At 39.4% G+C, this 12,595-nt stretch carries 9 protein-coding genes; 2 read left to right on the top strand and 7 right to left on the bottom strand.

The annotated features are described in order from the left end of the window. Positions 1–120: 120 nt before the first annotated feature. The 7 genes from AB4507_RS22675 to AB4507_RS22645 form a co-directional block, all read right to left on the bottom strand. On the bottom strand, positions 121–1,563 hold the full coding sequence (locus tag AB4507_RS22675; protein ID WP_372057398.1) for a DUF4041 domain-containing protein: 1,443 nt from the start codon (positions 1,561–1,563) through the stop codon (positions 121–123). Positions 1,564–1,566: 3 nt separating this feature from the next. Then, a complete protein-coding gene (locus AB4507_RS22670; RefSeq protein ID WP_102338697.1) occupies positions 1,567–1,881 on the bottom strand; it encodes a hypothetical protein in 315 nt (104 codons plus the stop codon). 525 nt (positions 1,882–2,406) lie between these two features. After that, a complete protein-coding gene (locus AB4507_RS22665) occupies positions 2,407–3,771 on the bottom strand; it encodes an SMODS domain-containing nucleotidyltransferase (protein WP_372183462.1) in 1,365 nt (454 codons plus the stop codon). A gap of 9 nt (positions 3,772–3,780) precedes the next feature. Beyond that, positions 3,781–4,887 (bottom strand): SAVED domain-containing protein, encoded by a 1,107-nt coding sequence (locus AB4507_RS22660; RefSeq protein WP_372057394.1) that lies wholly within the window; start codon positions 4,885–4,887, stop codon positions 3,781–3,783. 443 nt (positions 4,888–5,330) lie between these two features. Continuing rightward, positions 5,331–6,530 carry a hypothetical protein gene (locus AB4507_RS22655; RefSeq protein ID WP_102563607.1) on the bottom strand — a complete coding sequence of 400 codons (1,200 nt, stop codon included), beginning with the start codon at positions 6,528–6,530 and terminating at the stop codon, positions 5,331–5,333. 283 nt (positions 6,531–6,813) lie between these two features. After that, positions 6,814–7,248 (bottom strand): DUF2846 domain-containing protein, encoded by a 435-nt coding sequence (locus tag AB4507_RS22650; RefSeq protein ID WP_102563606.1) that lies wholly within the window; start codon positions 7,246–7,248, stop codon positions 6,814–6,816. 294 nt (positions 7,249–7,542) lie between these two features. Then, on the bottom strand, positions 7,543–9,300 hold the full coding sequence (locus tag AB4507_RS22645) for a hypothetical protein (protein WP_102563605.1): 1,758 nt from the start codon (positions 9,298–9,300) through the stop codon (positions 7,543–7,545). Positions 9,301–9,942: 642 nt separating this feature from the next. On the opposite strand from AB4507_RS22645, the gene AB4507_RS22640 reads away from it, so the two are divergent. Then, positions 9,943–11,040: an ISAs1 family transposase gene (locus AB4507_RS22640; RefSeq protein WP_372183460.1), complete on the top strand. Its 1,098-nt coding sequence runs from the start codon at positions 9,943–9,945 to the stop codon at positions 11,038–11,040. Between the two features lie 390 nt (positions 11,041–11,430). Then, the gene (locus AB4507_RS22635; RefSeq protein ID WP_372183458.1) at positions 11,431–12,399 is read left to right on the top strand and encodes a diguanylate cyclase; all 969 of its coding nucleotides are present in this window, start codon (positions 11,431–11,433) and stop codon (positions 12,397–12,399) included. The last annotated feature ends 196 nt before the right edge of the window (positions 12,400–12,595 follow it).

Raw genomic sequence — 12,595 nt, 5'->3', positions numbered from 1 at the left:
TCTAAGCGGAGAAGAGCCGTATAAGTATGGAAAGTCGCTTAACTCATTCTTCAACATTGATGAACTAATAAGTGTAATGAAATGCACTAGAGCCACGATACTAGTGCATTTCTTACTTGCTTAAGCGGCTTCACTTAATCTTAAACTTTCATAATAATCTTCAGCTAGTGCAGTCATCTTAAATTCAGCTTCTACGCCAGCAATCTTCTCCACGGCTTCTTTGATATCGTCTAAATCGACATTAAAGAATTCTTTACGAAGATTGACAGCGTTAACACGTTGAGAACTAAATTTACGATGTAATGCTGTTTCGAGTGCAGGTGCGTCATCCGTATAGATCATAGCGTGTACGTCAAATGGGAATGGTACGCTGGCATCTCCAAGTTCTTTAACCCTATCCATCGGCTCTAATCTACGTGTTAAGCCGATCTTGTAAACATCTTCACCAAATGAGCCAATATTACTTATTACGTAAACATGGCCCTTACGGGTCTGCTCAGCCATACTCTTAGCTCTTTCTTCTTTGGCTTCAGCTTCAGCTAGTTGTTGCTCTAGAAGAATTATTTTCTGCTCCATCTCACTGCGTTCTTGATCAGTTGCTTTGGCAAGCTCTTCCTGAGCCTTGTTGAGAAGGTTTCGATACATCTTTTCTTCTTTCTCGGCATCAGCTACTGCTTTTTCAAACTCTTTAATTGCTCTCTGCTCTTCCCGAATTTGTTCTTTGATCAGTTTCTGTTCCGCGACTTCTTCCTGCTTCTTCAGTGTGTATTGGTACTGAAGCTTACATTCTTCGAACTTAAGCTCGACATAGTCGATGTCAAAGCCACACTCAAGTGTCGCTGCCGACTTTTCCAAGGTATTTGCTAGTTTCTCGATCCGCTCCAGCGTTCGACCAAATGAGCTAGGTGACACCTTGCTAATTAACATGTCGCATTCAATGTTGAAAGCTGTGAGCATCAGCTTAACCTGACCATTAAGAATTTTCTTGTTGAATGCATTGTCACTTGAAATAACAGTTGTTTCTGGGAAAGTAATAGCTGTCTTATCTTTGATCATATCTTTCTGTTGCTGTCTGATATCTTTAATTTCTTCAGCATATCGAACTGATGTCTCGTATAGATATTTTGGCATCTCAAAGTGGCCATGAGCAGTGTATTCATCAAGGCGTGAATACAAATCTATCCCCCCCATCAGCTGATTAAGGTCAAGCTCACCCTTTTCAATCTTACTATTAAGCTCACCTAAGCTGCCCTTAATAGCTTCAAGGGAGGCTTGCTGCTCTAGGATACTAAGCTGAAGCGACTCATCTTGTCCTTTTAAAGCCTGCAATTCATAAGTCTCAGCACTCACATCAGAAAGCTCTTGTTTTGCGTTCTTAGTGGATTGTTTTACCAACTCATTAGCTTCTGTCTGTGCTTCTAGTTCTTTCTTAGCTTTTGTTAACGCTTCATCGAGCGACTTATACAGACTAACTTTTTTGTCTGCTGATCGTTTTGTAAAGAAGTAGGTGAGCAAAATCGCCACGAAAGAGATTCCCGCCAATAGCAGTATATTGTTATCCATTGTTTATCTTAAGACCTCTTGTATAAATTGCTTTCTAAGGGCTGCTCGATCTTCGCAACGCTCTAGGTATTCTTCATTTGCACCTACCAAGGCATCTTTGAAAGCTTGCTTTGCCGCTGACTTTTGTAATTTCACTTGTTTCTTTAGTTCTCGCTGAGCTTCACGTACAGATCTTTCATGTTCTCTAAGTGCTTGGGCTTCAGCACGCTGGCGAGCTTTATCTCTGCGTTGAGCGTCACGAGCAGCTTGCTTGCTTGCTCGATCTATCGCCTTAGCAACCTTCACAACGGTTCTTAAACCACTACCTCTTCTAGCCAATGTCTGCCTCCTTTGAGTAAGCCAATACCGAGTTGGCGATGGTAACATAATCAATTTGACTGGTTTTTTACTTATATCAAATAGATTGAATAATATATCCCTATTTTCAGGTCCAACTGAAGGTTAAATCGTTCTTGCGACCCCATAACTTAGCTTTGTTGCATTGCAAAAATTGAACTAATAGTACTATTTTGTAGAAGAGCGCTGCCGAGTTGAATCAAGAAGTCAGGTACTTCTGAGGTAGAAAGTGCCACGGGTAAAAATTCAGCCAGTGAAGGCTTTGGACAGAAATGTGGTACTAGAAATCAAATATTAGCAATGCATGAATAACATTTTATAGGGAAAAGTTAGTGTGAGTGGCTGGCGGTGAATACGTATTTCTGTGATTGCGATACCTCGTTTCGGTGCAAGGCTAGAAGTGATCGGATAATCCTGAGGAAATGACTGTTCGGAATGATCCAAAATATGCTGTGAATAGGTCTGAAGCAAGAAGGAAAAGGCTCGTATTAGCGAGCCTTATATCTATCAATGGATAGGAACGACGAGCTTACCACTTCTTGCTAAGAGCACCTCGTCTTTAACAACAAATGCCTCTACGAAGTGATTCCCTTTATAAGAGGTTGTTTCTTCTTTGATTTTTCCACCGATTTCAAACCCGCCTCGTAATTGACCTAACCTACTCGCTTCTTCTCCAGTGTTAGTGATTTGCCAATATACGTCTGAGCCGAGAGGAATATCATCTGTAACCATGAACTTAAGCGAATAGTTCCTGCCAAAAACAATTTGCTGGACAGCTCTAGCAAACGGATTGACGCTATTTTTATTACGATACTCAACATCTAAGTTGACACTCTCAACGTTCTCCACTTCTTCCCATCTGTGGTGCGCGCAGTGAGGAGGAATAGGGAAGTTAGGCTGACTTGCTTCGTCCAAAATTTCATCATAGGTAGTTGCTGTGGCTGACTTCTTGGTAACAGAATGAAAACTATCTCCGAACACACGACGCCATTTTTTTATAGACTCAGTTCGATCTGTCTCATCAAATGCATCTTCTATCCAAGATCTATAATCGCCGATCTTTGTTTTGAAATTCGCATACTTTTCTTCATTCCAGTGTCGAGTAAACGTTTCTTCGGTTCGTACTGGATTGACTATTTCTGTCATTGAATCGTGAAAGCTCAAATAATCATCCAAGCGGGTAAAAATTGTCTTTAAGGTGGTAGCAATATCTTTGAAGTCATCACTATTAGATTCGTAGTCGTGAACCATATTACAAATCAAAGTGGTTAAAAGTATTGATTTACATGAAAACGTAGTTTTTATGTCACGAAGATACTTGATAAGGCGAATACATTTAATGAGGTTGTTGTTACCTACCACTGAATTCTTGTCGGCGACCCACTTCTTGTATGCTTCAGGGTCAGTAAGCTCAAATTCATTGGTGTGTCTATTCGCAATCAAATATTGTGTATGATTACCGAACACGGTTTCTGTTACTTGTACAATACATGGAACAACATCGATGTGAAAATCACCTGAATAATCAAGATAAACACAACGAGTGTTATAGTGAACCATATCTTTATAGATACTTGACCCCTTAAAAGCCTGATGAAGTTTTGTGATGTAGTCTTTAGGCTCCCAATTATCATTTTCGTCCATAAAGAAGACTATATCAGCGTCAAATTCTTTGTGTTTAACTGGCTTGATAATCGTCTTATGTCCGTATGACCCCTGAGGCGAGGCGTTTCTAAAAATCCCTTTAAAATCGTCGTGATCTTTTACATACTTCTCAACAGACACCGAAGTGGTAGTAACCTTGTTAACTCGAGCTTGATTGAGATTGACCACTCCTGTGAGGAATTCAGTAAATATTTTTTGATGTTTCACATAGTTTCCTTACTTAATTAAATAGCTAACTTCTTGGTCTTTGTTTATTTGTAATGACCAAGGGTAACCAGCACCATCGAAGTGATGTACGTTTATCTGTTGACTAAGGTGATTTTGATTAAACTCCGCCCCTATGCGCATTATTAGCGAGGCTTGAGCCATAAGGGTCAAATGAACTTCAGTAACGTGGGGATACTTCTTAAGAAGAGTGTTATTTATTTCGGTTCTAAGGGAGGCAACAAAGTTTGATTGCTCTACATCTGAGAACATATTTCCAACGCTTCTACTTTCAACTCTATAAGCAATAGCGCGATCTAACTCTAGATCTTCAAAAAAGGTCTTTAAGTCATTATCAAAAGAGACTTCTATCGAAATGCCTAGCGTTGTTACCTGAGAATCTAGGACCTCCGGCTTTTTCATAATTTCTGAGCACTCTAATTTTTGACCTCTACTTCTAGCATCTCGACAGTCTAACCATCGTTCCTTATGTTTCTTCTTGTTGTCACGGTTCCAGCAGTAGTAATTAACTAAACGCTTATTTCCAACCAAGTAACCTAAAGTAAAGCAATGCGGAACATGAGCTATAGCTCCTAAAGCGAGTGGCTTGCTTGGTTCAAAGCCATTTAATTTCTGAAGTGATTCGTCGTAAAACTTCTGAAGTTTGGCGCATGATTCTTTTAACCAGTCCTCAAGAGTCTGCTTTCTAGACTTCCACATGAAAAGGTCATCATGTAACCCAGCAGGTTCGATTGTGGAACTAAAACTACTGCATAGGGTTGGAGCGGCAGCCCCATCTAAGCTTCTTAAATCGATACTCTTTGCTCTGTTCTTTGAGGCTGACTCACCAAATAGCATTGCGTAAACTTCAAAGAAGAATCCTACGACGATCATTACTATTGAGACATACACACCTACCAACGTCGCAATTTCATATGTTGAGTCAGACGCTGTATCAATGATGAATGAGTACTCACCATTGCTAAACTGAAATGCAAGTGAGCCAATAGCAGTAAGAGTAAAGAGCTTTATGCCTAAGCCCATAAGATAGCGCGAACCTGAAAGTCGGCGCTGACAAATTACATAACCAAAATCAAGTAGTTGATCTATCCACTTCAAACTTCAAGTCCAATATATAGAAAGTAATTGATTCTAACCTATAAGATACTTATTGAGTATTGATGTATGTATATAAATGCACATTTATATTTGGTTGTGTATTCGTTTGTACAGACTTTCACCCCGTATTACATCTCGGGGATTAACAGCGAACAACGTAAGAAGAATGGATAACTTTTAGTATTGCAAAAGCTCATTAACAGGATATGAACGAGTAAAAGCACTAAGTAGAAATGGGGCAGAAATGTTTTAGACCAATAGCACTAAGGCGCTCTTGTCCCATATAGAGCCGAACTATTACAGATAGTGCTTTGCATTCAGAAATACTGGTACCCATAATACTTTGGAAAAGTCATTTGGATACCAGAGCCTTGTTTTTTGAGCGACTATCTTTGCAGTAATAATCCGTAAATCTGAGCGCAATATAAGGCGGTTCGCCCCGATCAGTTCAGATAAATGGCCGACGGTATATATGCCCCATTTTTCGCCAATTCAGCTTTGATAGCAGAGTTCTCTATGCTCCATCTCGGACGCAAAACTTCAAAGATACTCTCAAGCTCGCCAAACAAGTTTCTACGATCTTGGATTTTGATTAAAAGGGTTCTATCTCCACTATCAGGTGATGATTCTGTGAGTAGAAACACTTTTAAGTAGTAGTCATGCTTTTCGGTATAAATAATCGAAAAGTGGAAATAATTGAGGTTTTCCTGCGTTAGCTTTAAGCGACCGACTTTACGGGGGGACGCTCTTCCTGATGGGAAACAAAGGTTTTCATGTTGCATCAGAGGCTCAAACAAATTTTTAACGTCAATTAGTCCGTCATAATCAACAGTGCCGGAGTGCCAAACGACTCTCCCATTGATGACATATTCAGCAACAGGGCTATTCGGTACTAATGACGCTATGGACTTACCAAAAACAATCGTATCACCAAGCCCTGAAGCGTCATTTGTAGCTAGTTGTTGAATTAGTTTGTAGGTTCCTACTATGAAATGGATTCTGGGAAGCATCTCATCCTGATTTATGAAAAAACCCTCCTCAATACCGTGGGTGATATCAGACAACTTACGACTTTCTTCTCTATCCAACGGCTTTTCATTTTTAGAACATGGAGTTCTAGATTGTAGAATATCTTCGTACCATCCATGAAATTTTGAATTTGTCATAAGCTGATTAATCAATTCGAGCTTCTTTTCTTTCTCCATTCGTTTATTCTTCTGCTCACGGCCTTTTCGCTCATCGTTCGAATATTGGAAAAGATCGTGCTCGTACCCTTCAATAATTCGACAATCTATATAAAAGCTGTCCAACAAAAAAACCATGAACTCAGAAGAATTCGCGTACTGTGAAATATTACGACATAGAATTGTTTCTCCATTTTTCAAAAAGATCTCTTTCCAATCATTTCCGAGCAGCTCAGCTTCCACATAAATACCTTCACTTGTTTCAGGCAACCCGAACTCGGCTTGGATGATTTCACCTTCTGCGATGCTCAGTCTACGACGTCCACTTTTCATCTCCGAGACGCGCGGAGGATCCACACTTAAGAGTTCTGCTAACTGATTGGTCGATATAAAGTTACAGGCGTGCTCAACATAGAGCTTTGTGACCACTTTAGTATGTTTCTCGTCTTGCACTTGCATTAGACTCTCCATTTTTCCGGTTGGGATTGCCTAATCACTATACGGTCAAGACCATTACACTAAAAGCGTAAATGATGCGTAATAATTACAAAATTAGTATGGGTTGGTTAGGTTTATTGGATTGATAAAGTAGGGCCAGATAGGAGTTAACTCATCTAAAATAAAGTCAATTCAGGGGACTACTCCAAGGCGCTTTTGTCCCTGAGTGAACCGAAATTGGATAATGTAGAAAAGCAAACAGAACTGCATTGGCACTGCACGTACTGTTTGCATTAATTTCTGATTATTTCGCTAACTTAAGTTTACTCACCCGAGTCATACCTTCTGACTCGCTAACTTCTTCTAATGCCGCTCCGCCCACAAAAACTCCAATTTTGATATAGTTTTCAACAAAATAGTTTTTTTTCGGTTCCGTCTTGATTATAAGATCATTTGGGCTAAATTCTGATTCAGTAGATATTACATGCTTACCAGCATCAAGAATCTTGTAAAAATATACGTCTGGAGCTGATTCACCAATAACTTGCTCATCGACACGAATCGTCTTTTTAAGCGCTTTACCTACAAATGAGTCTCTGAATATATATAAACCAGATTTGCCATCTGGTGGTGTTACAAACTCTTTAGCTTTTGCATCGTCTTCATTAGAAGCCATTGGCACTGTTGCACAGCCGCCTAGAGTCATTAAAATTAAACCAACTGCTAATATTTTTCTCATTATTATTCTCTGTTGCATATGTAAAAATACAGGATATTTTAAATATGATTACTTATCAATATGATATGAGGAAAATTTAGAGCCTAAAACACCCCCCCTGAACATAATGCTGGAGGCAGGAATAGAGAATTACATTAAGGCGCTTTTGTCCCGAAGCGAAAGACGAACCAACACTATTTCAACGAAAAAAGAAATCCACTGCTAATTCTTCAACATCAGGTGTGAATGAAATTGAGTAATTAACCTCTAAAATGATCGCTTACAGGGCAAAAAACTTTGTCCTTACATTGAAAACTATGACTGTATGGGCATAGCATAGGCAAGTTCATGAACTAATTGTCTAAACAACGATTCTTTGCCCTCTGGGATAATTAACTGGTCTTTTCCTACGCGTTGGCACAATTTCTGTAATTTAGGTGCTGACGCTATGTTCTTTGCTATCGACTCGGTGTCGCATTTCAAAAGTAAAAAACGCCCCTCTAATCGTACTGCATTCTTATTGCTCTCCAACGTTTTGAAGAGGTGCTCAATTTGAGTCGGGAAATAAGGTTGTTCATCTCTTTCTGATAGGAAAGATTGTATTTCTTCTAAGTCACCACCATTTTCGAGGTGTGAGAGTATCTTGCTTGTGCATAGCTGCCAGACTTGGTCGGTAACTTCATCCGCATAATTAGTAAGAAATACTCGCTCACTTGTAGTGGGTGGCTGCATAAACTGAACACGATTCCTCGGCAATAATGCGATCGATGTTTTCGTTGATTCGGATACATCGATGTAGGTATCAACCACTCCAAGTACATAGGCTCCGAGCTTTGTAAGCCTGATATATTTTAAACCATCATAAATGGATAAATAATCTAGGTCATATTGCCCCCAACGGTCATAGTAATGATCTTGAGCGCTCTCCGGCGTTACGTAAGCTATGTCGACGATCCCTAGAGTCGCGAAATACTCCATAATTAAACAGCGAGAGTAAGCATTAGTAAGAAAAGTACCGTCATGAATGCGGCCATACGTCGAATCACCAATATACAAGCTATAGGGCTCAAACGTAATATTAAAGAATTGCCCCTCAACCGCCATTAATCTCATATAGTCATCAAAAGAGACCCATTCTTCAGGTGGGCAAGATCGCAATGTTTCTATACAAGCATCCCTGCGGCTCAGAACATTGGTAAAATATTTCTGACCTTTTCCTTTTTGCCCTTTAATCTGATTGATACGTGAGAACTCGTCAAATTTGCTTCGATCTTTCCAGTCCAAGAAAAGCTGCTTAATGACGTCACAATGTCGTTGTTGAAGAGCGGCTTTTTTTAGGTTGATTTGCAATTCGCCATTTGTCTCTTTGAACCATAGAGCGGCCCTTAGAATTTGAATCCAACCAAAAGCCTTTATACTTTTCGCTGATTCGTCATCAAGTGATGTTGCCTTTTGGTATGGTTCATTGAGTTTGTTGCACAGTTGGTTGAGCAATGCTTTAGAAGGCAGCCCAGTTTTCGGACTGACTTTTAACTTCTTAACCTTAATAGTGTTAAGAAGAACGTTAAGCTCGGCTTCCGTGTATTGTGGTGTTTCTGACGTTTCAACTTCGTCACCATCGACAATTGCCGTTGGCACAGAGAAATGTGGTGGCAATGGAACATGAGGTTTCAAAAAAGCTAATAGGTCATTAGGTATTCTGCGTGAAGATCCGTAACGGCGATCAGGATAAAAGAACGGAGATAAAGCTTTGTCACCGTTCTCTTTATCTCGACTTCGATACAACGACCAGTCTTCTGTACTAGGTGGTTCTTTTTGATATTTTGACCAGAATACGAAACCGTCCATATAACCTGCTTGATTATGAACGGCCTCTTGCAAAGCAAGCTTCTGAACCTCTGAGAGGTGGTTCCAAATTGACTGTAGGTTGTCTGGGGTCATCAATGCATTAAAGAGTACACTTGCAACTTCTGCTTTGCGACTGGGGATAGCACAAGAAAAGGGTAATGACTTGATACGAAATTTCAGGTCATCGACGGTGCTGTAATCAATAAGGTTTTGAAAATTATCCATGCTGTTCCTAGCTCTCTTTATATCTTCAGGAGATTTTATACCATCCCCCTTGGCTCTTTTCCCTTATTTTCGAAAAGGCGTACTTTGTATGGTTTGAATAAATGCAAATTCAATGGAAAATGTAATTTTCCTAAGGCGCTTTTGTCCCAATGAGTGCTATCACCGGAGAGGTCAAGCACGTCTCTGGACAAAAGCTTGCTAGAGTTATTGTACTAGTCGATAGTAATACACATTAGATTTTGTAGGGGTAGTGAAGGAATCTAACGAATGCCCTCACTCCATTGACCATCACATGTGTTACCCGCAGTGGTTTAACCTTTTAATTTGTAGCCAAATTAACTATTTCACTACACCACGTCACAGACTATTGTAATATTTACATCACACCGCCAAAAAGAAAGTAACACGATGATTTAAAAAGAAAATCAAACAAGACTCCATAATGATACCCTTCCTTATACCCTGTAATTACTCAGGGTGAGATCTCACATGTTTCCTAGGGCTTTGTTTATGAAATATTAAACGGCATGATTAATTTATGATTGCTTGTGTCAAAGGCTTAAACTTTCTTTATTTTCGACTGAACTAATCCTGATTTTGGTGATCTGATCATTATCTATTTACAACTCAACCTACACTACAATGACACTTCTTGAACGCCTTAACCGCATACCTGATCCACGCAATGATATTAACGTTAAACACGACTTAGTTGATGTCGTATTTCTAGTATTTTCCGCTGTGCTTAGTGGGGCTACAGGATGGAAGTCTATTCAAGACTTCGGTGAAAGCCAAATAGACTGGTTGAGACAATATCGTGGATTTAAAAACGGCATTCCTAAACGACACTGTATGGCTAACATTATCAGTGCTTTAGATAGTAATTCTTTACTAGACGCTTTGTTTGAGTGGTTAAATTCTGAACGAAAACGAACAGAAAAAACAGTTTTAGCAATAGATGGTAAGGCTTTACGTGGAACTAAAATAAATGGGTTGAAAAGCATGCTACACGTTGTCAATGCGTATGATGTTGAAAGTGGGCTAATGCTTTATCAACAATCGACTCATGGCAAAGGTAAAGAAATTAGTTTATGTCGTGATGTTTTAGATGCTTTAGTCCTAAGAGATGCAATAGTCACCTTGGACTCGCTGCATTGCTTAGCGCCAACAATGGCGCAAATCACGGAAAAGAATGGTGACTTCACCATTCAGCTAAAAAAGAACCAACCCAATCTTTTTGAGCATGTGAAAGAAGTTTTTTCAGCTGTTTATAATCAGCCAGAGAACATGGCTGAATGCACCCAAAAAAATGAGGGGCATGGCCGAAAAGAATGTCGAAATATCATGCAGGTAGAGGCAAATCTTCCGCCTGAACTGAAAGAAAAGTGGCCTCATATAAAAAGCTTTATTGAAGTGGCAAGTGAGCGCACTTGCAATGGAAAAGGAACGAGAGATTCACGTTGGTATGTTAGCTCATTAGAGGTTGACGTTGAACTTGCAGCTCGAACAATCAGAGAGCATTGGCTGGTTGAAAACCAGCTTCATTGGGTTCTTGATGTTGTATTCAGAGAAGATGAATTAAAAGTAAAAGACCCAGATGGTGCAGCCCACTTAGCGGCATTTAATCGTGCAGCGTTAAACACGATAAAACAGGATGATAGTGATAAAGATAGCTTGGCTGCCAAACGGAGAAAGTCAGGTTGGTCTGGAGAGTATCGCTCAAAAATTATTTTTGGCTGATATTTAGTCAAAGTAGAATCCCGCCCTGTGTAATTACTAAGATGCATAATATACAGGGGAATAGCATATTAAATACCACTATTTTAGGAAGCTACACTCTAAAACTATTTATGGTTACTTTTGAAGGCAGAGAACTCCAAACAACTGGTGGAATGTGACCGTAACAATTTACTCGCTAAGTCGCAATGGGGCACATTGCGAGATAGAAAATGTTGTTGGTTCACTCTAAATTAGTGGCCAAATTCACTTAGCCACAACATACCAACTTCGATTGGCTTAGGTAATGAAGGTAGTGACTTGGTTTAGGTGGCCAAGTCAGCTATCTTTCATATTGACGGACAATTTAACGCTGACATTTTGTGAGCCCCCGAAAAATAAGAGAGCAGATATATGCAAAGTAATTTCCTCAGTCACTTCATGTCCTTATTATCTATTACTAGCGATTACATCTACTTTAAGGATATGAATTATAGGTTCATATTGTGCAGTCAGAACTTTGCAGAGCTTGTCGGGAAAAACTCATGGAGGGAACTTCACGATAAAGATGACTTTGATCTGTTTCCTCATGAACATGCATTAATGTATCGTAAGGAAGATGAGAAAATAATCGAAGGTCGAATACAGAAAACAACCTCAATCGAACCTTATACAGATAATGAGGGAAATGAGGGCTGGGTATCTACCTGTAAATGGCCTCTTTACAAAGATGGAGGAAGTGAGTTGATAGGAATGTTCGGTATTAGTCGTGATATTACTGAGCAAGTAAAGCTTCAAAAACTTCTTGACCTTAAGGAAAAAGAATTAGTTGAGGCAAATATAAAATTAAAGGAGCTTAGCGAGATTGATCCTTTGACAGGGCTATATAATCGTCGTATTTATTCAGCATATTTAAAAAAAATTTCAGCCTTAGCAATGCGATCTGGTGAGCCCTTGTCACTTCTGATTATAGATATTGATAATTTCAAAAACTACAATGATAATTATGGTCATGCTGCGGGGGATACAACGCTAAAGATAATTTCTAGCCAATTAAGAAAAAATGTGTATAGAGATTCTGATCTACTAGTAAGGTATGGTGGAGAAGAGTTTGTGGCTGTATTGCCCAATACTAACCTCCGTGATGCAAAACATGTCGCAGAAAGAATAAGAAAAAATATACAAGCTGAAGCAATGACTCATGAATACTCTACCGATGCAGGTGTTGTCACGGTAAGTATTGGCATTTCTACTATCAAAGGAAAAGTTATTGATACCGATAACTTGTTTTTACAAGCTGACAATTCCCTTTATAAGGCTAAAACATCGGGAAGGAATAGGTGTGAAGCCTTTTGTAGTGGATTAGCAAATTTGGTTAGATAGTTAGAGTTCTAGGCATGAAAAAAAGTAAGTCAAATGATGCTTTAGTGAAGAGTTTGTTCAATCGGTCGAAACACACAATGGGGCACAAACGTTTTAGAGTCGTAGCACTCAGGCTCTAGGCCCGAACTAAAACAAATATACTATTAAGACCAAAAACCAAACAAAAGCTGAACAGAGCGGCTCTTCTCCGCTTAGA

Source organism: Vibrio sp. 10N.222.54.A3 (assembly GCF_041474095.1).
Classification (GTDB): Bacteria; Pseudomonadota; Gammaproteobacteria; order Enterobacterales; family Vibrionaceae; genus Vibrio; species Vibrio crassostreae_C.
This window is presented reverse-complemented; position numbering and strand designations above follow the sequence as displayed.

Excerpts from the sequence above, each read along its gene's own strand:
- AB4507_RS22650 (WP_102563606.1), bottom strand. The coding sequence starts at position 7,248 with ATGAGAAAAATATTAGCAGTTGGTTTAATTTTAATGACTCTAGGCGGC.
- AB4507_RS22655 (WP_102563607.1), bottom strand. The coding sequence starts at position 6,530 with ATGCAAGTGCAAGACGAGAAACATACTAAAGTGGTCACAAAGCTCTAT.
- AB4507_RS22645 (WP_102563605.1), bottom strand. The coding sequence starts at position 9,300 with ATGGATAATTTTCAAAACCTTATTGATTACAGCACCGTCGATGACCTG.
- AB4507_RS22635 (WP_372183458.1), top strand. The coding sequence starts at position 11,431 with ATGCAAAGTAATTTCCTCAGTCACTTCATGTCCTTATTATCTATTACT.
- AB4507_RS22675 (WP_372057398.1), bottom strand. The coding sequence starts at position 1,563 with ATGGATAACAATATACTGCTATTGGCGGGAATCTCTTTCGTGGCGATT.
- AB4507_RS22640 (WP_372183460.1), top strand. The coding sequence starts at position 9,943 with ATGACACTTCTTGAACGCCTTAACCGCATACCTGATCCACGCAATGAT.